Origin of the sequence: Pantoea sp. 1.19 (genome assembly GCF_001922585.1) — a bacterium.
Classification (GTDB): Bacteria; Pseudomonadota; Gammaproteobacteria; order Enterobacterales; family Enterobacteriaceae; genus 1-19.
In genome coordinates, this window is sequence record NZ_MRBS01000008.1 from 133,942 (window position 1) to 152,964 (window position 19,023).

General features: G+C 60.4%; 20 protein-coding genes. 12 read left to right on the plus strand and 8 right to left on the minus strand.

The features are described 5' to 3' along the window. Positions 1–29: 29 nt before the first annotated feature. The 3 genes from mltC to mutY are packed head-to-tail and all read right to left on the minus strand — an operon-like array spanning position 30 to position 2,514. On the minus strand, positions 30–1,112 hold the full coding sequence (gene mltC, locus BS626_RS14775) for a membrane-bound lytic murein transglycosylase MltC (RefSeq protein ID WP_075183146.1): 1,083 nt from the start codon (positions 1,110–1,112) through the stop codon (positions 30–32). A gap of 53 nt (positions 1,113–1,165) precedes the next feature. Beyond that, a complete protein-coding gene (locus tag BS626_RS14780; protein WP_075183147.1) occupies positions 1,166–1,438 on the minus strand; it encodes an oxidative damage protection protein in 273 nt (90 codons plus the stop codon). Further along, positions 1,438–2,514 (minus strand): A/G-specific adenine glycosylase, encoded by a 1,077-nt coding sequence (gene mutY / locus BS626_RS14785; protein ID WP_170870475.1) that lies wholly within the window; start codon positions 2,512–2,514, stop codon positions 1,438–1,440. Before mutY ends, BS626_RS14780 begins: the two co-directional genes overlap by 1 nt. Before the next feature lie 183 nt (positions 2,515–2,697). Between mutY and trmB the strand changes: the two genes are divergently transcribed. Genes trmB through BS626_RS14800 form a run of 3 tightly spaced genes read left to right on the plus strand, consistent with a single transcriptional unit; the run spans position 2,698 to position 4,519 of the window. After that, complete coding sequence (trmB, locus tag BS626_RS14790) at positions 2,698–3,417, plus strand: tRNA (guanosine(46)-N7)-methyltransferase TrmB (RefSeq protein WP_075183235.1); 720 nt, start codon at positions 2,698–2,700, stop codon at positions 3,415–3,417. Continuing rightward, complete coding sequence (locus tag BS626_RS14795; protein WP_075183148.1) at positions 3,417–3,746, plus strand: YggL family protein; 330 nt, start codon at positions 3,417–3,419, stop codon at positions 3,744–3,746. Before trmB ends, BS626_RS14795 begins: the two co-directional genes overlap by 1 nt. 59 nt (positions 3,747–3,805) lie before the next feature. Then, positions 3,806–4,519, plus strand: coding sequence for a DUF2884 domain-containing protein (locus tag BS626_RS14800; RefSeq protein WP_075183149.1), 714 nt, complete (start codon positions 3,806–3,808; stop codon positions 4,517–4,519). Between the two features lie 49 nt (positions 4,520–4,568). On the opposite strand, the gene BS626_RS14805 is transcribed toward BS626_RS14800, so the two are convergent. From BS626_RS14805 to mutH, 4 genes are all read right to left on the minus strand, one after another. Further along, on the minus strand, positions 4,569–5,609 hold the full coding sequence (locus BS626_RS14805) for an NADP(H)-dependent aldo-keto reductase (protein ID WP_075183150.1): 1,041 nt from the start codon (positions 5,607–5,609) through the stop codon (positions 4,569–4,571). A 225-nt stretch (positions 5,610–5,834) separates the two neighbouring features. Further along, on the minus strand, positions 5,835–6,050 hold the full coding sequence (locus BS626_RS14810; protein WP_075183151.1) for a YgdI/YgdR family lipoprotein: 216 nt from the start codon (positions 6,048–6,050) through the stop codon (positions 5,835–5,837). 128 nt (positions 6,051–6,178) lie between these two features. Further along, positions 6,179–6,889, minus strand: a complete 711-nt coding sequence (locus BS626_RS14815; protein ID WP_075183152.1) for a TerC family protein — start codon at positions 6,887–6,889, stop codon at positions 6,179–6,181. A gap of 87 nt (positions 6,890–6,976) precedes the next feature. Next, positions 6,977–7,663 carry a DNA mismatch repair endonuclease MutH gene (gene mutH / locus BS626_RS14820; protein ID WP_075183153.1) on the minus strand — a complete coding sequence of 229 codons (687 nt, stop codon included), beginning with the start codon at positions 7,661–7,663 and terminating at the stop codon, positions 6,977–6,979. Positions 7,664–8,351: 688 nt separating this feature from the next. Between mutH and rppH the strand changes: the two genes are divergently transcribed. The 4 genes from rppH to thyA all read left to right on the plus strand — a co-directional run bounded on the left by rppH (position 8,352) and on the right by thyA (position 12,957). Then, complete coding sequence (gene rppH, locus BS626_RS14830) at positions 8,352–8,879, plus strand: RNA pyrophosphohydrolase (RefSeq protein WP_075183155.1); 528 nt, start codon at positions 8,352–8,354, stop codon at positions 8,877–8,879. Positions 8,880–8,891: 12 nt separating this feature from the next. After that, a complete protein-coding gene (gene ptsP / locus BS626_RS14835; RefSeq protein WP_075183156.1) occupies positions 8,892–11,138 on the plus strand; it encodes a phosphoenolpyruvate--protein phosphotransferase in 2,247 nt (748 codons plus the stop codon). Positions 11,139–11,286: 148 nt separating this feature from the next. Continuing rightward, the gene (gene lgt, locus BS626_RS14840) at positions 11,287–12,156 is read left to right on the plus strand and encodes a prolipoprotein diacylglyceryl transferase (protein ID WP_075183157.1); all 870 of its coding nucleotides are present in this window, start codon (positions 11,287–11,289) and stop codon (positions 12,154–12,156) included. A 6-nt stretch (positions 12,157–12,162) separates the two neighbouring features. After that, positions 12,163–12,957 (plus strand): thymidylate synthase, encoded by a 795-nt coding sequence (gene thyA / locus BS626_RS14845; RefSeq protein ID WP_075183158.1) that lies wholly within the window; start codon positions 12,163–12,165, stop codon positions 12,955–12,957. Here the strand turns inward: thyA and ddpX are convergent. Further along, complete coding sequence (ddpX, locus tag BS626_RS14850) at positions 12,915–13,532, minus strand: D-alanyl-D-alanine dipeptidase (protein WP_075183159.1); 618 nt, start codon at positions 13,530–13,532, stop codon at positions 12,915–12,917. The two genes, thyA and ddpX, sit on opposite strands and share 43 nt — an antisense overlap. A gap of 230 nt (positions 13,533–13,762) precedes the next feature. Here ddpX and BS626_RS14855 point away from each other — a divergent pair, with 230 nt between their 5' ends. The 5 genes from BS626_RS14855 to recC all read left to right on the plus strand — a co-directional run bounded on the left by BS626_RS14855 (position 13,763) and on the right by recC (position 18,971). Beyond that, positions 13,763–14,215, plus strand: coding sequence for a prepilin-type N-terminal cleavage/methylation domain-containing protein (locus tag BS626_RS14855; protein ID WP_240494322.1), 453 nt, complete (start codon positions 13,763–13,765; stop codon positions 14,213–14,215). Beyond that, entirely contained in the window at positions 14,185–14,736 is a 552-nt protein-coding gene (locus BS626_RS14860; RefSeq protein WP_075183161.1) for a prepilin peptidase-dependent protein, read from the plus strand. The genes BS626_RS14855 and BS626_RS14860 overlap by 31 nt, the downstream gene beginning before the upstream one ends. Continuing rightward, positions 14,733–15,158: a DUF2509 family protein gene (locus BS626_RS14865; RefSeq protein ID WP_083615977.1), complete on the plus strand. Its 426-nt coding sequence runs from the start codon at positions 14,733–14,735 to the stop codon at positions 15,156–15,158. Before BS626_RS14860 ends, BS626_RS14865 begins: the two co-directional genes overlap by 4 nt. Beyond that, entirely contained in the window at positions 15,142–15,468 is a 327-nt protein-coding gene (locus BS626_RS14870; protein ID WP_170870473.1) for a prepilin-type N-terminal cleavage/methylation domain-containing protein, read from the plus strand. Before BS626_RS14865 ends, BS626_RS14870 begins: the two co-directional genes overlap by 17 nt. A gap of 122 nt (positions 15,469–15,590) precedes the next feature. Beyond that, positions 15,591–18,971 carry an exodeoxyribonuclease V subunit gamma gene (gene recC / locus BS626_RS14875; RefSeq protein WP_075183163.1) on the plus strand — a complete coding sequence of 1,127 codons (3,381 nt, stop codon included), beginning with the start codon at positions 15,591–15,593 and terminating at the stop codon, positions 18,969–18,971. Positions 18,972–19,023 lie beyond the last annotated feature (52 nt).

A 19,023-nucleotide genomic window follows, 5' to 3' on the forward strand; every position in this document is an offset into this window, starting at 1 on the left:
GGGCCGGTCACGCCGGCTCGCCGTCAGCATCAGCGGTAAAACCGATAGCTGCGCTGGGCGTTATTCACCTTATACAGATAGCGGCGTGACTCCGCCGACGGATGCTGACTGGTCAGCGTCTCGTACACTTCAGCCGGCGACAGATTGTTGATTTTACTAAAGGCAGTAGTTTTATTGCTGGAGAACACCCGCAGTACGCTGCCGGCGCCGCCGTTATAGGCGGTGATGACCGCGTAGCGGCGGGAGGTGGTGTTGCTGATCCCGTTCAGGTAGCTATCCTGCAAAATCGACAGATATGCCGCACCGGCGTCGATATTGTTTTGTGGATCAAACAGATAGCTGCGACTCGGCTTACCGCCTTTCCCCTTCAGTCGGAACACGTCGACCCCGGCGGTGTGCTGCACCACCTGCATCAGCCCCAGCGCGTCGGCGTGGCTCACCGCATAGGGGTTGAAGCTGGATTCAATTTGCATGATCGCCAGAATCAGCGACTGATCGACGCCGTAGCGGGCGGCGGCTTCACGCACCATCGGCAGATATTTGTGCGCGCGTTTATCGAGATGGTTTGGCACCATCTGGATAGTTACCGAGTAGATCGCGTGCAGGCCGGAGGTGCGGCGCTGCAGTCTGTTTTGCAGCAGCCAGTCGGCGTAATTGCCGGCGCGCCCCTGCCAGCGAATCGGCTGGCCGGTGTTGTCCAGCACCTGACCATACAGCAGCGGCTCCTGACTGAGCTTAATGTCGTTAGCGTCGGAATAGAGATCGACATTCCCCGGATCGTCGCCGATTAACAGCGTGGTCACGATCGCCTGGCGCAGGCTGGCCATCGGATCGGTACCGGAAATGGTCTCAATGGTGATGGTCCCGGCTTCAAAGTTAATGTGGCTGCGGGTGTAATAACCGTCGCTGTACTTCACATAGTCCTTCGGCCCGGCAATCAGCACTTCATTCATGCCCCAGATATTTTCAATGTTATGGGCAAACTGCCCCATCAAAATATCAAAGCCGTTGGTATCTTTGATCCACTCTTCGTGAAACGGATTTTTTTTGGTGCTGGAGCAGGAGATAAGCAGCGGGGCTATCACCAGCAAGGCGAATACGTTTTTCTTCATCGTTTAGTCGCGGTGCCTGCAAATAGTCAGGGCCTCCAGGGAGGCCCAACGGGTTACGCTTCGGGCGGCGTATAACCTTCAATGTGAACCTCTTTGCCTTCAAACAGGAAGTTGACCATCTCCTGCTCGAGCACCTTGCGGTGATCGGGGTTCATCATGTTCAGTTTCTTTTCATTAATCAGCATGGTCTGCTTTTTCATCCACTCGCCCCAGGCCTCTTTAGAGATCTCATTGTAGATGCGTTGGCCAATCTCGCCCGGGTAGAGCTGAAAATCCTGCCCTTCGGCGTCGCGCTGCAGGTAGGTACAAAAAATGGTGCGGCTCATCAGGGTTCCTCTTCGTTTATCAGTGGCTGCCGGGGATGGCGCAGCGGCGCCAGCAGGCGCTCAACCGGCGCGGCCAGCCCGACAGCGGGCGGTTGCGCTAAGTTATACCAGAGACCCGGCTCCTCATCCATGGCGCCGGCGCGCCCTGACAGGGTCAGCGCCATCGGCACGATATCCAGATGGAAATGGCTAAAGGTGTGGCGAAAGGCAATGCCTTGCTGCAGCGCGTCGTCGCTAACGCCGTGGGCGCGCAGCGCGTCGCGCAGCGCCGCTTCGCTATCATACTGAGGAAAACAGTACAGCCCGCCCCAAAGTCCGACCGGTGGCCGTTGCTGCAGCCAGATCTGATCTTCCTGCTGCAGCAGTAAAAACCAGGCGCTGCGCACCGGCAGCGTCTGCTTCGGTTTTTTTCCCGGATAGCAGGTCTGGTCGCCGTTTGCCTGGGCGAGGCAGTCGCGGCTTAGCGGGCAGATTGCGCATTTCGGACGCGAGCGGGTGCAGACCATCGCGCCGAGATCCATCATTGCCTGATTAAATTCGCTGACGCGCGCGGCCGGAGTTACCGCTTCGCTCAGCGCCCACAGCTGCTTTTCCACCTCTTTTTTCCCCGGCCAGCCGGCGACGGCAAAGCAGCGCGCCAGCACCCGCTTCACGTTGCCATCGAGGATGGGATAGTGCTGTCCAAGCGATAGCGACAAGATCGCACCGGCGGTCGAGCGGCCCACGCCGGGCAGATCGGCGACGGCCTCAAACTGGGTGGGAAAGCGGCCGCCGTGGCGTACCACGATCTGCTGCGCCGCTTTGTGCAGGTTGCGCGCCCGCGCGTAGTAGCCCAGCCCGGTCCACAGGTGCAGCACCTCATCAATGGGCGCAGCGGCCAGCGCTGCCACATCGGGAAAGCGCGCCATAAAGCGTTCGAAGTAGGGGATAACCGTCGCCACCTGGGTTTGCTGCAGCATCACTTCCGACAGCCAGACCTTATAAGGGGTTTTCGCTATCTGCCACGGCAGGGTTTTACGGCCATAGTGTTGATACCAATCAAGAACCTGTTGCGCGAACGCCGCCGCCTGTATCATCGGGTGAGCTTCCATCGTATGAATCCGCCGGGGATTCCAGCACAGCCAACCGGCACTGTAAATCACCAGATTGTAAACCGCTGTCACGTCGCGCCGCCTGTGGCGGCGGGAAGGGTGTCGGTGGCGGCAATTTTCGGCTAAAATCACTGCTTTCTGACGCGAATGACAAGCAGATAAATGACGATGAAAGATGACGTGATCTCCCCGGAATTCGATGAAAACGGACGCGCTCTGCGCCGAATTCGCAGTTTTGTGCGCCGCCAGGGGCGGTTAACTAAAGGCCAGCAGCAGGCGCTGGACGCGCTGTGGCCGGTAATGGGCGTGGAGTATCGTCCGGAGCCGCTGGATCTGGTGACCCTGTTTGGGCGGGAAGCGCCGGTGGTGCTCGAAATCGGTTTTGGCATGGGCGCCTCGCTGGTGACCATGGCACAGAACAATCCGCACCAAAACTTTTTGGGCATTGAGGTACATTCGCCGGGCGTGGGCGCCTGCCTGGCGGCGGCGCAGGAAGCCGGAGTAGAGAACCTGCGCGTGATGTGCCATGACGCGGTGGAAGTGCTGGATACCATGATCCCGGACAATGCGCTGCGCATGGTGCAGCTGTTCTTCCCCGATCCCTGGCATAAAGCGCGCCACAACAAGCGTCGCATCGTGCAGGTGCCGTTTGCCGAGAAAGTGCTGGGTAAACTTAAGCTGGGCGGAACGTTCCATATGGCCACCGACTGGCAGGCGTACGCCGAGCATATGCTGGAGGTGATGAACAGCGTGGAAGGGTTTAAGAATCTCTCTGAAACGGGAGACTACGTCCCGCGTCCGGCATCCCGGCCGGTAACAAAATTCGAGCAGCGCGGTCAGCGTCTTGGCCACGGTGTATGGGATCTGATGTTTGAGAGGATTAAATAATGGCCAAACAGCCACGCAGCCGCCGCTTACGTAAAAAACTGCACGTCGGGGAGTTCCAGGAACTGGGCTTTTCGATTGCCTGGACCTTTCCGGAAGGCACCAGTGAAACCCACATCGACAGCACGCTGGATGCGCTGATTGAAGAGGTGATTGAGCCGAACGGCCTGGCCTTTGACGGCAGCGGCTATCTCAGCTGGGAAGGGCTGATCTGTCTGCAGCAAACCGGGAAATGCACTGAGGCACAGCGCGAGCAGGTGCGCAGCTGGCTTAAGGCCCGCCAGCTGCAAGACGTGCAGGTCAGCGAACTTTTTGATGTCTGGTGGGACTGAACCAGCCTCTCTTGCTGTTACCGTTCGGGCGCGGGGAACGCGCCCGCTGAGGAGTGAAGATGCGAAAACTCGTAGCCGGGGCGGCGATGCTCGTCGCCCTCCACGCGCAGGCTGATTATCAGTGCAGCGTAACACCGCAGGATGATGTGGTGATCACCCCGCAAAGCGTGCAGGTCACGGGCGCCAGCGGCAATCTGCAGATCACGCCGCAGGGCGAGGTGCGACAAAACGGTCAGCTACTGACTCTGGACGGCGCAACCCGGCAGAAGGCCATCGATTACCAGGCGGCGCTGCGGCGCGATCTCCCCTGGATCGATCAGGGCGCGCGTCAGCGCCTCGAGCGCGGCCGGCTGGCGCTGGACAAGGTGGTGGTAGAAAAGCTGGGCAGCAACAGCAGCGTTCGGGGACGCCTCACCACCCTGGATGGTCAGCTGAAGCAGCAGATGAACCGCATTATCGAGCACCGCAGCGACGGTCTGACCTTCCATCATCAGGCAATCGATCAGGTCCGCCAGGACGGAGAGCGCATTGTGCAGAGCAGCCTGGGCGGCGTGGTACAGGACAGCCTGAACGAGATGGGGACCCGCCAGGCGCTGAGCGGCGATAATCCGCTGCAGGCGGTGATGGGGAATCTTGGCGGCTTGCAGCAGGCGATCCAGCAAGAGTGGAGCAATCAGGAGCAGGATTTCCAGCACTTTGGTCGAGAGGTGTGCAATCGCGTCACGGCCCTGGAGTCACAGCGTCAGGGACTCACCGCCGCGCTACCGAAGTAATCGCGAACGGTCAGCCAGTTACCGAGGACGGGAAAATTCCCGTCCTTTTTTAGGGTGCCGGGAACGTATAGCGACGGTGAATCGCCTCCAGCGCTTCAAGCAGGTCAGCATCCAGCGTCAGCTGATAGCTGTCGATATTCAGCTGCAGCTGCTCCAGCGTGGTGGCGCCGAGCAGCGTGCTGGCGACAAACGGCTGCTGTCGCACAAACGCCAGCGCCATTTGTGACGGATCGAGACGGTGCTGCCGTGCCAGGGCAACGTAAGCGGCAGTGGCGGCCTCCGCCTGCTCGCCGCTGTAGCGGGTAAAGCGACTGAACAGGCTATTGCGCGCCCCGGCCGGCCGCGCGCCGTTCAGGTATTTACCGCTCAGCACGCCAAAGGCCAGGCTGGAGTAGGCCAGCAGCTCGACGCCTTCGAACTGGCTAATCTCGGCCAGCCCCACTTCAAAGCTGCGATTCAGCAGGCTGTAGGGGTTTTGAATGGTGACAATCCGCGGCAGCTCGTGCTTTTCTGCCAGCTGCAGATAGCGCATCACGCCCCAGGGCGTTTCATTTGACACGCCAATATAGCGAATTTTCCCGGCGCGGACCTGCTCCGTCAGCGCTTCCAGCGTCTCCAGCAGGGTAACGGTCGCATTTTGGTCACTGTAGCTGTAGTTCAGCTTGCCGAAGCAGTTGGTCTGCCGCTGCGGCCAGTGCAGCTGATAGAGATCGATATAATCGGTATTTAGCCGCTTCAGGCTGGCATCCAGCGCGCTGCGAATGTTTTTGCGATCCAGCGCCTGGCCTGGGCGGATCGCGGCATCGCTGCCGCGCACCGGTCCGGCGATCTTGGTTGCCAGCACGACTTTATCGCGGCAGCCGCGCGCTTTGAGCCAGCTGCCGATGTAGGTTTCGGTGCGCCCCTGGGTTTCCGGACGCGGCGGAACCGGGTACATCTCAGCGGTATCAATCAGATTAATGCCGGATTGCAGCGCGAGATCGAGCTGCGCGTGGGCGTCGGCTTCGCTGTTTTGTTCACCAAAAGTCATGGTTCCCAGTCCCAGTGAGCTCACTTCAAGGGTGCTGTGGGGGATACGGTGATAGTGCATGCCGGCTTCCTTTAGAGTGGTGACCACCAACGTCCTGAATCGCGTGCGGCGGCGCCAGCCTATCCGGACGCGGACGAACGGAGTGCAGCTGCGACCGGTCACGACGCCGTGACGGGGGCTTAACGACAAACGGGCATTGACTATAACCCCGCCGGGTGGCGGCTGGAAAGGGGGGAATGTGCAGTAAGTGCCTGTCGCCACGCCGGGTGCGCAACAGGCGTTCGCTTAACGCTCAATCATTTGTGATACGGAATCACCGTTGATTTGCCGCTCGTGGCCCTGCTCATCAATGTATTTTACCAGACCGGTATCCTTATCAATTTCCGGTTTACCCTGGGTCATGATCATGTTGCCATCTTTGGTCGACATCACGTAGTGACTGCTGCATCCTGCCAGTAACATCGTCAGTGAGAGCGCAATCGCGCCCGTCATCCCTTTCATCTCTTCTCCCGCTGCATGTGGCTATACCAGACACTAGTGTAGTGGCAAATCGCGCAGGGAAAAGGGATAAAGGACGCATTCTGAATATTCTGAGGTTTTCAGTGCGTCCTGATGGCATCGTGCGGCGGTTAGCTCGGGCTTTTTTTACTGCGCAGCAGATTCAGGGTTTCCACCGCCATAGAAAAGAACATCGCAAAATAGATGTAACCTTTTGGCACATGCACGTGGAAGCCTTCCAGGATCAGGGTGAAACCCACCAGGATCAGAAACGCCAGCGCCAGCATTTTTACCGACGGATGCCGCTCAACAAATTCGCCAATGGATTTCGCGGCAAACATCATCACGCCAACCGCAATGACCACCGCCGCCATCATAATAAACAGATGGTCAGAGAGGCCAACCGCGGTGATCACCGAATCGAGGCTGAAGATGATATCCAGCAGCATGATCTGCACGATTGCGCCTAAAAACGAGTGCACGTTGGTCTGGTGCTCCCCCTCCTCGCCCTCAATGGTTTCATGGATCTCTTTGCTCGATTTCCACAGCAGAAACAGGCCGCCGAAAATCAGGATCAGGTCGCGGGCGGAAAAAGTGTGATCCAGTAGCGTAAACAGCGGATCGGTCAGGCGAATCACCCAGGCGATAGACGCCAGCAGCCCGAGCCGCATTAGCATGGCCCCGGCAAGGCCGAGGCGGCGCGCGCGCGCCTGCTGATGCTTCGGCAGTTTAGCGACCACCAGAGAGAGGAAAATTATGTTGTCGATGCCGAGGACGATTTCGAGAATCGTCAGGGTTCCTAACGCCAGCCAGGCGTTAGGATCTACTATCCAGTCAAACATTGCGGCCCTGCTTCCTAAACAAAAAGTAAACGAAGATTATACGCGGAGTCAGTCGATGCGCGAAGCGGCTTTCACACCGGGTGCGCGCTACAGATGAAAATGGCGGGCCAGCAGGGCGGCGGTGAACGGTTTTTTCAGGTAGAAACCGCGCGGCAGGGTCAGGATCGGCTGGCCGTTTTCGCCACAGGCCTCGGTCAGCGCCCGGCTGTTGGCCGCTTTAGGGCGCAGCTGAAGCACTTCACCGTGGCGGGCGGTGATCTGCTCCACTTTTCCCAATACAATCAGCTCCATCAGCTCTTCCCAGTCGCGGCGCAGCATCGCCTCTTCCGCGCCGCTGGGACTCCACAGCAGCGGACTGCCGATGCGCCGCTCCGCCAGCGGAATGGCGCGATCGCCCTCTACCGGGATCCACAGCACCCGCGACAGCTTGTGCCGCACGTGGCTGCCGGCCCAGGTGACGCCGGTATTGCCGGTCAGCGGCGCGACGCAGACAAACGTGGTTTCCAGCGGGCGGCCGGCGCTATCCACCGGGATAGTTTTTAGCTCGACGCCAAGATGCGCGAAATCCTGTTCGGGTTTACTGCCGGCGCTGGCCCCCAGGTGCAGCTCCAGTAGCATCCCCACCCAGCCTTTATGACGCTTCAAATCGCGCGGAACCGGGATACCGGCGCGCGCCGCCAGTTCGGCCATCGTACAGCCGGCCAGAGCGGTGGCGCGAGCCAGCAGAGCGCCTTCATTGTCCGGGGGCGATAACGGATGGAAAAGCAGGGACATAGCAAACACTCACTCATTGATTAAAAACCAGGCTGCCGCACAGCCGCGGGCAGAATACCGTTTCGAGCGTAGGAGTAAAAGAAATAATAGCATGATTATACGGCCTTTTTTATCTTCACGCTGCCGTACTCTGATGCCAATCAGTGGGATTATCGTCCACTTGTCACCGGCAATGAACAGGATCTTACACTGGGTTATCCACAGAAAAATGGGATAACTCCAAATTAAACCGCTCACTGGTTCCATTTACAGGCTTGACGACGGCAATTTAGCGCTGATCCTCCGGTTTTATTCCGCAATAACCCGAGGGGTTTGTGGATAAAAACGTCATTGTGCGATCTTTCGCCAGTTGCCGGTTGTCGCAAAAACACACGCCGGGGAAACGGGTGGATAACCGCTGGATTAATGAATTAACCCTATGAAATAATGTCGTTTATTAGGCTGTGTTTTGGCAGGGATTTTACCGCTTCGCGGCGTTTTACCCCGCGGTATCCCAACTTCTTCACAAAGCTATCCACAGAAAACGTGAATAAGATCGGACAAAAATGCCTTATTCTGTTTATAACTCGGGTTCCTGATCCAAGTTATCCAACGCTGCCCCATCGCTGCGGCGGAAAAAGCAGTGGTTTACCGCCTGTAAGGAGTATGAAACAATCAGGTTATCCAGATTTTATGTTGAGGTAGTCCGGTGATCGATGATGATGGCTACCGCCCGAATGTTGGTATCGTAATCTGTAATCGCCAGGGGCAAGTGCTGTGGGCCAGACGTTTTGGTCAGCACTCCTGGCAGTTTCCCCAGGGGGGCATCAACCCGGGAGAGACGGCGGAGCAGGCGATGTACCGAGAGCTTTTCGAAGAAGTAGGATTACATCGAAAAGATGTCCGTATTCTTGCTTCAACCCGTAACTGGTTACGCTATAAGTTGCCAAAACGTTTGGTGCGTTGGGACACAAAGCCGGTGTGTATCGGCCAGAAACAGAAGTGGTTTCTCCTGCAGTTGATGTGTAATGACGCCGATATCAACATGCAAACCAGCAGTACGCCTGAATTCGACGGCTGGCGCTGGGTGAGCTTTTGGTATCCGGTTCGCCAGGTGGTCTCTTTCAAACGCGATGTTTATCGCCGCGTGATGAAGGAGTTTGCCGGCGTCGTGATGCCGCAGCAGGAGAGTTCGATGCAACGTAATTCGCCCTCTCAGCGGCGGAGAAGAGGTTAGGCCACGAAAATCATGCTCACCCGCCTGCGCGAAATTGTGGAAAAAGTGGCTGCGGCGCCCCGGCTCAACGAGGCGCTGGAAATACTGGTCAATGAAATCTGCCTGGCGATGGACACGGAAGTCTGCTCGGTTTATCTCGCCGATCATGACCGAAGCTGCTACTACCTGATGGCCACCCGCGGCCTGAAAAAGCCGCGCGGCCGTACGGTCACCCTGGCGTTTGACGAGGGCATCGTCGGACTGGTGGGACGACTCGCCGAACCCATTAACCTCGCTGACGCGCAGAAACACCCGAGCTTCAAGTATGTGCCCTCGGTTAAAGAGGAGCGCTTCCGCGCGTTCATGGGCGTGCCGATTATTCATCGCCGCCAGGTGTTTGGCGTGCTGGTGGTGCAGCAGCGTGAACACCGTCAGTTCGATGAAAGCGAAGAGTCCTTCATGGTCACCCTGGCCACTCAGCTGGCGGCGATCCTTTCACAGTCGCAGCTGAACGCCCTGTTTGGCCAGTATCGACAGACGCGCATCCGCGCGCTGGCGGCAGCCCCGGGCGTGGCCGTAGCGGAAGGCTGGGTGGATGCCACCCAGCCGTCGCTGGAGCAGGTTAACCAGGCCTCAACGCTGGATACCCAGAGCGAGCGCGAACGACTTAATATCGCTATCGCCGAGGCGACCAGCGAGTTTCGTCGCTACAGCAAGCGCTTCACCGCCAGCCTGCAAAAAGAGAGCGCGGCCATTTTCGATCTCTATTCCCACCTGCTGAGCGACGCGCGGCTAAAAAAGGATCTGTTCGCCGAGATCGACAGCGGTGCGGTCGCCGAGTGGGCGGTGAAAAAAATCATCGAGCGCTACGCCGAGCAGTTTGCCAGCCTGCAGGACAGCTACCTGCGCGAGCGGGCCGGCGATCTGCGCGTGCTGGGCCAGCGACTGCTGTTTCACCTCGATGACTCTATTCAAAGCGACAACAGCTGGCCGGCACGGTTTATCCTCGTGGCCGACGAGCTGACCGCCACGACGCTGGCAGAAGTGCCGCCGGAGCGGCTGGCCGGGGTGGTGGTGCGCGACGGTGCTGCCAATTCGCACGCGGCAATCCTCGTGCGGGCAATGGGGATCCCGACGGTCATGGGGGCGGATATCCAGCCGCAGCTGCTCAATCAGCGGCTGTTGATTGTCGATGGCTATCGCGGTGAGGTGCTGGTCGATCCGGAACCGGTGCTGGTGCAGGAGTACCAGCGGCTGATTTCGGAGGAGAACGCACTCAGCAAACTGGCGGAGGGCGGCGTTGAACAGGAAGGGCGGTTGAAGAGCGGTGAGCGGGTGCAGGTGATGCTGAACGCCGGGCTGAGCGCCGAGCACGAGCAGGCACTCGGCAGCTGGGTGGATGGTATTGGCCTCTACCGTACCGAAATCCCTTTTATGCTGCAGAGCGGCTTTCCCTCGGAAGAGGAACAGGTGGCGCAGTATCAGGGGATGCTTCAGCTCTACCTGGACAAGTCCGTAACGCTGCGCACGCTGGACATCGGGGCTGATAAGCAGCTGCCCTACATGCCGATTAACGAGGAGAACCCCTGCCTCGGATGGCGCGGCATCCGTCTGACGCTCGATCAGCCGGAAATTTTCCTGCTGCAGGTGCGGGCTATGCTGCGCGCCAACGTCGCCAGCGGTAACCTCAGCATTCTGCTGCCGATGATCACCAGCATCGACGAAATCGACGAAGCACGCCGGCTTATCGATCGCGCGGCCAGCGAAGTGGAAGAGGGGCTGGGCTACCCGATCCCGAAAGCGCGCATTGGCATTATGGTCGAAGTGCCCTCGATGATCTTTATGATCCCGAAGCTGGCGCGACGGGTCGATTTTATCTCGGTCGGCACCAATGATTTAACCCAGTATTTGCTGGCGGTGGATCGCAACAATACCCGGGTCGCCAGCCTGTACGATAGCCTGCACCCGGCCATGCTGCGGGCGCTGAAAACCATCGCGGTTGAGGCGGAAAAGGCCGGTATTGCGCTGTGCCTGTGCGGAGAGATGGCCGGCGATCCGATGAGCGTCGTGCTGCTGATTGGCCTCGGCTATTTCCACCTGAGTATGAATGGCAAAAACGTGCCGCGCGTGAAGTACCTGCTGCGGCATATCGATCGTGAAGAGGTGCTGGCGCTGACGGAACGCGCGCTGACCGCCGAACTGGCGGCGGAAGTGCGTCATCAGGTGGCGGCTTACCTGGAACGTAACGGCCTGGGCGGCCTGATTCGCGGCGGGCGATAACGCGCGACGTATTTCGCCGTACAGAATCGTGGTTTTTACCGGCTGTGCTAACATGCACGGCTTCTGAACGGGCCAGCTTGCTGGCCCGCCTGTTTATTGAGCGCGTTAGCTGGCCCACTGAAGGGACAGAAAACATCTGGGGTGAAAGATGACAAACGGATACCTGGCTTTTCCACAATTTGACCCGGTGATTTTCTCGCTGGGACCTGTTTCGCTACACTGGTACGGTCTGATGTACCTGGTCGGTTTTGTCTTTGCGATGTGGCTGGCGGTGCGCCGCGCAAATAAGCCCGGCAGCGGCTGGACCAAAGAGGAAGTTGAGAATCTGCTGTATATGGGCTTTCTCGGCGTGTTTCTCGGTGGCCGTATTGGTTACGTGTTGTTTTATAATCTGCCGCTGTTTCTGGATAACCCGCTGTACTTATTCAAAGTGTGGGACGGGGGCATGTCCTTCCACGGCGGCCTGATTGGGGTGATCGTGGTGATGCTGTGGTTCGCCCGCCGCACCAAACGTCATTTCTTCCAGGTGTCCGACTTTATCGCGCCGCTGATCCCGTTTGGCCTCGGTGCCGGACGACTCGGTAATTTTATCAACGGTGAGCTCTGGGGACGCGTCGATCCCTCTTCTTCCTGGGCGATGCTGTTTCCCGGCTCGCGCAGCGAAGACGTGGCGCTGGTGGCGACGCACCCGGAGTGGCAGTCGCTGCTCAACACCTACGGCGTGCTGCCGCGTCACCCGTCGCAGCTATATGAACTGGCGCTGGAAGGGGTAGTGCTGTTTATCATTCTGAATCTGTTTATTCGCAAACCGCGTCCGATGGGCAGCGTCTCCGGTCTGTTCCTGATCGGCTACGGCACCTTTCGTATCATCGTCGAGTTCTTCCGCCAGCCCGACGCGCAGCTGGGGCTGTTTGCCGGTATCAGCATGGGACAGATCCTCTCTGTACCGATGATTCTGGCCGGTATTATTATGATTATCTGGGCGTATCGTCGTCGCCCACAGCAACAAACTTCGTGAGGAAAAATGAAACAGTATCTGGATTTAATGCAGCATGTGCTGAAAGAGGGCACGCCAAAAGATGACCGTACCGGCACCGGTACGCTGTCGATTTTTGGACATCAGATGCGTTTCAATCTGCAGGACGGTTTTCCGCTGGTCACCACCAAAAAGTGTCACCTGCGATCGATCATTCATGAGCTGCTGTGGTTCCTGAAGGGGGACACCAACATCGCCTGGCTGCGGGAAAATAAGGTCTCTATCTGGGACGAATGGGCGGATGAAAACGGCGATCTCGGACCGGTCTACGGCAAACAGTGGCGCAGCTGGGGCGCGCCCGGTGGTCAGCAGATAGACCAGCTGAGCAACGTTATTCAGCAGTTGAAGCAGGATCCGGACTCTCGCCGCATCATTGTCTCAGCGTGGAACGTCGGCGAACTGGACCAGATGGCGCTGGCGCCGTGCCACGCTTTCTTCCAGTTCTATGTCGCTAACGGCCGGCTCTCCTGTCAACTGTACCAACGCTCCTGCGATATATTCCTCGGGCTGCCGTTTAATATCGCCAGTTACGCGCTGCTGGTGCACATGGTCGCCCAGCAGTGCGATCTCGAGGTAGGTGACTTTGTCTGGACGGGCGGCGACACCCACCTGTACAGCAATCACCTGGAACAGGCGCGTCTGCAGCTGACGCGCGAGCCGCGTCCGCTTCCGACGCTGGTTATCAAGCGCAAGCCCGACTCGCTGTTTGATTACCGTTTCGAAGACTTCGAGATTGAAGGTTACGACCCGCATCCCGCCATCAAAGCCCCGGTCGCGGTCTGATCGGTGGCGGCTGACGCCGGTGGCTCCAGCGCCGGCGTTACCGCCTCTAGCAGCGGATAACGCGCCGACGGCGGTAGTGAAAAGTGCCACCACTCGGTCGCCAGGCCGATAAATCCCCCGGCGGCCATCACCGCATTTAAGCATAACCGGTTACGCTGCACCTGCGGCGGTAGCGCCGGATGAAAAGCGTGCGCCAGATCGCGCATGTCATCAAATTCGGTCCCCATGTCCAGCGGCTCGCCCTGTGCATCCAGCAGGGTCAGATCGATAGCCGTACCGCGATTGTGACTGGAGCCGACGCGCGGATCGGTCACATAGCGCGGGTCGGGACAGACGGCCCACAGCGCTTCCTGGGCGGCCCGCGGGCGAAAAGCATCAAACACCCGCAGCCGCAGACCGGCCAGCGCCGCCACCTCCAGGCAGCGGCCCAGCGCCTGCGCCGCGTCCCGGTGCAGCAGGCAGTCGGCGCGGGGATAGATAGCCCGACCGGTCAGGTTATCGTCCGTAGCGTACTTCAGGTCAATATCCAGCTGAGGAAAGCGGGCGGCAAGATCGACCAGCACGGTGTTGTTCATTTCTCTCTCCAGTAGCACATCGGGGATAGCATCCGTTCTTTCACTATGCCGCCCCGGCGGCCGTGCGGCAACCTGTCGCCGTGCCCCGGCGCTGATTTGCGCACCGTACCGCACAAATGGATGACGAACTGCTTGCCCGCATGAAAACGCTGCGGCACCGCACGCAGAGGGGATGACTGGCAGTGGTCGGCCCGTATTACCCGGCGCAAACTGCGGCGATGAATAAAAAGATGGCGGGATTTACCCTGATGGAACTGATGATCGTACTGACGCTGATCGCGCTGCTCAGCGGTGGAGCGCTGCGCGGATGGCGGGGATGGCAGCAGGCTCGCCATCTTGAGGAGAGCGTACACAGTCTGCGGCTTTTTCTGCAGCGTCTGCGCATGGAAGCACACTGGCAAAATAGTCGCCGGCAGCTGTGGTGGCGTGCGGATCAGCAGGGCTGCCTGGGCAGCGGGCCTGCGCCAGAGGACGCGTGCGGTCGGACGCGGACGGTCTGGCGGCCCGTCTGGCCAGAAGTCCGGCTGGACACCCTGCGCGGTGAGCCAGGATTTTACGGTAAGCGCGATGCGGCCTGGCCCGGCAGCGTAGAGCTGCACAGTCCGGCAGGCCGCTGGCGCGTGTTGATTTCCGCCCGCGGGCGTATTCGCGCATGCCGCGCCGACAGCGCGGGGTGTCGGTAGCCATGCGCGGTTTTACGCTACCGGAGCTACTGATCGCCCTGGCGCTGAGTAGCCTGCTGCTGCTGTCCTCCGCCCGCCTGCTGCCCATGCTGCAGCTGCGGCTGCAGGTCTGGCAGGCGCAGGCAACCCTGCACGATGATCTGGAGCAGCTGGCCGATTTGCTGGAAAAACAGCTGCGCCGGGCCGGCTATTGCCGCGGACGCTGCGCCGGTAAGCCGCTGCATCTCGCCAGGCACTGTCTCGGCGTTCGCTGGGATCACAACAGTAATGGCCGCTGGGAGGAAGAGGAGTTTTTTCAGTTTCGCCTGCGCGAGGGCGCGCTGGAAACCCGACGTGGCGGTGTGCCCTGCCAGGGCGGGGGCTGGGAGCGGTTGAGCGATCCGGCGGCCATCGCCCTGCGTGACATCCTCCTCCTGCGCGAACCCGGTGGGCGTTTGCGGTTACGATTAGCCGCGGTGGCGCGGCGCGATGCGGCACGCCTGCTGCACAGCGATCGCGACTTCAGCGGTATCAACCTGTGAGGCGCCAGCGCGGGAGCGGCGCACTGGCCGCCGTGCTGCTGGTGCTGATGATGGGCAGCCTGCTGCTTGGCCTCTCGCAGCGTCAGCAGGCCACTCGCCTCGCGCTGAATGGGGAGGAGGGGCGCTGGCAGCAGGCGTGGCTGGCGGCCGAGTCGGCGCTGAGCTGGGGGCTGCAGCTGCGCTGGCCGGAGCGTGAAGGGATCCACTGCCGGCGCCCGGCGGCGGGTGGATGGCGCGTCTGCCTGCTGTCTCCGCCCGGCGGAGGGTGGCTGTTACGCGGTGAAGGCGGTGGGAAAACGCACCCGGTTCACCACTGGCGCTGGGTCAGCTGGCAGCATGCCCGGCTGTCCGCGCTGCCCGGCGGCTGGATTGACTTTTGCCCGCTGACGCCGGCGGATGCCTGTGATGCAGATGCGGGCTGAGTGCAGCCAGAGCGGCTTCAGCCTGGTCGAAACGCTGCTGGCCCTGTTTCTGCTGGCGCTGGTGACCTCACTGCTGCTGCGCGGTGAGCAGGCGCTGTGGGTAAGCAGTCGCTGGCAGCAGGAGCAGCGGCAGGCGTGGCGCTATGCTGCCCACGCCTTGTCCGGTGAAACCCGACAGGCCGAAGGCTGGCGGATCACCATAGTGAAATCGCCCACTTCTGAGGGGTGTGGCCTGTGGACCGCGCGAGCGGTCGGGCCGTCGGGCAGGGCGGTCAGTTTACAGCGGCTGCACTGCGACCAGGGGCATTAACCGGTTACCCCGATTTGCAAACGTGCTGCTGCGGGGTAAAGTGTCCGCTGGGCACGTTCAGAGGCCGCGCTTGCCGCACGATGCACGGCGGGTGACCCACTTATTTGTTAATCAGGAGCCGCATGTTTACGGTCTATCACTCTAACCGCCTGGATCTGCTGAAAGAGTTAGCGGTGTATCACATCCGTAGCCAGCCGCTGGCCGATCCGTTTCAGCAGGAAGTGATGCTGGTGCAGAGCCCGGGTATGGCGCAGTGGTTGCAAATGTCGCTGGCATCCGAATTGGGGATTGCGGCCAACGTGCATTTTCCGCTGCCGGCCACCTTTATCTGGCAGATGTTTGTCGCCGTACTGCCAGAGGAGATTCCGAAAGAGAGCGCCTTTAACAAAGCCAGCATGAGCTGGAAGCTGATGACGCTGCTGCCAGCCATGCTGCAGCAGCCGGATTTCAGCCAGCTGTCGCACTATCTCGCCGATGATGACGACCAGCGCAAGCTGTTTCAGCTGGCGGGGCGGATTGCCGATCTGTTTGACCAGTATCTGGTTTACCGCCCCGAGTGGCTAACGGCCTGGGAGCGGGGTGAGACGGTGGCGGGCGTTGGCGAGGCGCAGCGCTGGCAGGGCCCGCTCTGGCGAGAGCTGGTCAATCTGACCTGCGAGCTGGGGCAGCCCGGCTGGCACCGCGCCAATCTGTATCGCCGCTTTATATCCACGCTGGAACAGGCTAAGCACCGGCCGGCCGGGCTGCCTGACCGGGTATTTATCTGCGGGATTTCGGCCCTGCCGCCGGTCTATATGCAGGCCTTGCAGGCGCTTGGCAAGCATATCGATATCCACCTGCTGTTCACCAATCCCTGCCGGCACTACTGGGGAGATATTCAGGATTATGCTTTTCTTGCCCGTCTGCAAAGCCGGCGGCGGCGCCACTATCAGAGCCGGCAGGAGCACGGGTTGTTTCGCGTGGGTGAAGATCCCGCCGCCCGCTTCAGCGAAGCGGGCGAGCAGCAGCTCACCCATCCGCTGTTGGCCTCCTGGGGTAAGCTGGGGCGTGACAACCTCTGGCAGCTGGCACAAATGGAAGGGCAGGAGATCGATGCTTTTGTCGATATCCCTGACGATACGCTTCTGCACCGCATCCAGCAGGATATCCTGGAGCTGGAGGATCGTGCCCTGATCGGCACCAGCGCCGGAGAACTGGCCAGCAGCGCCGGCAAGCGTCTGCTCAATCCGTACGATCGCTCGCTGACCTTTAACCTCTGTCACAGCCCCCAGCGCGAAGTGGAGATACTGCAGGACCGCCTGCTGGCGATGATGGAGGCCGATCCTGACCTGACCGCACGTGACATTATCGTGATGGTGGCAGACATCGATGCCTACACGCCGTTTATCCAGGCCGTTTTTGGCAATGCACCGGGCGACCGCTGGTTACCCTTTGCAATTTCTGACCGCCGGGCGAGCCATGCTCATCCGGTGCTGCCGGCTTTTCTGGCGCTGCTGTCGCTGCCGGACAGCCGTTTTGCCGCCGAACAGGTGCTGGCACTGCTGGAGGTGCCGGCGCTGGCGGCGCGTTTCGCTATCGGCGAGGAGGGGCTGCAGCGCCTGCGGCTGTGGGTGGCCGAATCGGGGGTGCGCTGGGGACTGGATGATGACAACGTGCGTGCGCTGGGACTGCCGGTTACCGGCCAGCATACCTGGCGCTTTGGCCTGCAGCGGATGCTGATGGGCTACGCCATGGAGAGCGAAGCGGGTGAGTGGCAGGGGGTATTGCCCTACGACGAGTCCAGCGGGCTGGTGGCGGAGCTGGCGGGCAACCTGGCCGACCTGCTGGAGCGGCTGAGCCACTGGCGACAGCGGCTTGAGAGGCCGCGTGAATTGAATGACTGGCTGCCGCTGTGCGGTGAGCTGCTGGCCGACTTCTTCCTGGCCGATGCGGAAAGTGAAGCGGCACTGACGCTGGTCGCCAGTCAGTGGCAGCAGATCCTCAGCTACGGTCAGCAGGCGCGGTTTGCCGACGCGGTACCGCTGACCATTTTGCGCGATGAGCTGACCTCGCGGTTGGAGCAGGAGCGCATCAGCCAGCGATTTTTAGCCGGTTCAATCAATTTCTGCACGCTGATGCCGATGCGTTCGATCCCGTTTCGCGTCGTGTGCCTGCTGGGGATGAACGACGGCGTCTATCCGCGCAACCTGCCGCCGCTCGGCTTTGATCTGATGAGCGAAACGCCGCGCAAAGGTGACCGCAGTCGGCGGGACGACGATCGCTACCTGTTTCTTGAGGCGATGCTGTCGGCGCGCGACTGTCTGTGGATCAGTTATATCGGGCGCGCAATCCAGGATAACAGCGAACGGTATCCCTCGGTGCTGGTGAGCGAGCTCTTGGATTACGCGGCCCAGAGTCACTGTTTGCCGGGCGATGAAGCGCGCGATCTGGACAGCAGCGCGGCGCGGGTAGCGACGCACCTGCAGGTGCTGCACAGCCGCACTCCGTTTGCCGCCGAAAATTTTATGCCCAATGCGCCGCAGCCCAGTTTTGCGCGTGAATGGCTGGCGGCGGCCTCCGGCGGCGGTGAAGCGCAGGCTAATTTTATCCAGCCGCTGGCGCCGCTGAAGCCAGAGACGCTGTCGTTTGAGCAGCTGGTCCGCTTCTGGCGACATCCGGTTCGCGCTTTTTTCACCCAGCGACTCGGGGTGAGCTTCTACGATGAAGAGAGTGAGCTGCCGGACGCGGAGCCCTTTGCGCTGGCCAGTCTCGACCGCTATCAGCTGAACCAGCAGCTGCTGAACTGCCTGATTCAGGAGCAGTCCGCGGAGGCGCTCTATGCCCGCTATCGCGCCGCCGGTGCACTGCCGTTTGGCGCATGGGGGGAGCTGTTCTGGCAGGGGCAACAGCAGGAGATGCTGACGCTGGCCGGCCGCGTCAGGGAGCAGTTGGCGCCGGGAGAAAGTGTTGAAATTAATCTGCCTGTTGCGGGTCTGAAACTGTGCGGCTGGCTGGCGCGGGTGCAGCCCGATGGCCTGTTACGCTGGCGTCCTGGCATACTCAACGCCAAAGATGGGCTGTCGCTGTGGCTGGAGCATCTTGCCTGGTGTGCCAGCGGTGGTCAGGGCAGCAGCCGAATGCTGGGACGTAAAGACAGCCTGTGGCATTTTCCGCCGCTGTCGCAGCAGGCGGCGGGCGAGTGGCTGACGCGCTATGTTGAGGGCTACCTCAGCGGTATCTGTTCACCGCTGCTGCTGCTGCCGGCCTGTGCCGAAGCCTGGCTGTCGGTCTGTTATGATACCCGCAGCGGTGCGTTGCTGGAGGATGAAGCCACGCGCGCCGCGGCGCAAAGCAAGCTGATGCAGGCGTGGACGGGTAATTGGCCACTGCCCGGAGAGGGCAGCGATGCTTATCTGCAGCGCCTCTTCCGTCAACCGGATGAGCAGCAGGTCGGACAGATGGTGACGGAAGCCCGGCGCTGGCTGTTGCCGCTGCTGCAGTTTCATCAGCCGGAGAGATCCTGAAGCGGGCTTGCGCCCGCTGTCGTTTTTTACGGCGAAAAGGCTTCGGCCATTT

Coding starts and splice junctions, on each gene's coding strand:
- trmB (WP_075183235.1), top strand. CDS start 2,698: ATGAAAGATGACGTGATCTCCCCGGAATTCGATGAAAACGGACGCGCT.
- BS626_RS14815 (WP_075183152.1), bottom strand. CDS start 6,889: ATGTTTGACTGGATAGTAGATCCTAACGCCTGGCTGGCGTTAGGAACC.
- lgt (WP_075183157.1), top strand. CDS start 11,287: ATGACAAACGGATACCTGGCTTTTCCACAATTTGACCCGGTGATTTTC.
- BS626_RS14800 (WP_075183149.1), top strand. CDS start 3,806: ATGCGAAAACTCGTAGCCGGGGCGGCGATGCTCGTCGCCCTCCACGCG.
- BS626_RS14870 (WP_170870473.1), top strand. CDS start 15,142: ATGCAGATGCGGGCTGAGTGCAGCCAGAGCGGCTTCAGCCTGGTCGAA.
- mutY (WP_170870475.1), bottom strand. CDS start 2,514: ATGATACAGGCGGCGGCGTTCGCGCAACAGGTTCTTGATTGGTATCAA.
- BS626_RS14805 (WP_075183150.1), bottom strand. CDS start 5,609: ATGCACTATCACCGTATCCCCCACAGCACCCTTGAAGTGAGCTCACTG.
- recC (WP_075183163.1), top strand. CDS start 15,591: ATGTTTACGGTCTATCACTCTAACCGCCTGGATCTGCTGAAAGAGTTA.
- BS626_RS14855 (WP_240494322.1), top strand. CDS start 13,763: ATGGCGGGATTTACCCTGATGGAACTGATGATCGTACTGACGCTGATC.
- BS626_RS14780 (WP_075183147.1), bottom strand. CDS start 1,438: ATGAGCCGCACCATTTTTTGTACCTACCTGCAGCGCGACGCCGAAGGG.
- mltC (WP_075183146.1), bottom strand. CDS start 1,112: ATGAAGAAAAACGTATTCGCCTTGCTGGTGATAGCCCCGCTGCTTATC.
- BS626_RS14860 (WP_075183161.1), top strand. CDS start 14,185: ATGCCGCGCCGACAGCGCGGGGTGTCGGTAGCCATGCGCGGTTTTACG.
- BS626_RS14795 (WP_075183148.1), top strand. CDS start 3,417: ATGGCCAAACAGCCACGCAGCCGCCGCTTACGTAAAAAACTGCACGTC.
- thyA (WP_075183158.1), top strand. CDS start 12,163: ATGAAACAGTATCTGGATTTAATGCAGCATGTGCTGAAAGAGGGCACG.
- ddpX (WP_075183159.1), bottom strand. CDS start 13,532: ATGAACAACACCGTGCTGGTCGATCTTGCCGCCCGCTTTCCTCAGCTG.
- BS626_RS14810 (WP_075183151.1), bottom strand. CDS start 6,050: ATGAAAGGGATGACGGGCGCGATTGCGCTCTCACTGACGATGTTACTG.
- mutH (WP_075183153.1), bottom strand. CDS start 7,663: ATGTCCCTGCTTTTCCATCCGTTATCGCCCCCGGACAATGAAGGCGCT.
- ptsP (WP_075183156.1), top strand. CDS start 8,892: ATGCTCACCCGCCTGCGCGAAATTGTGGAAAAAGTGGCTGCGGCGCCC.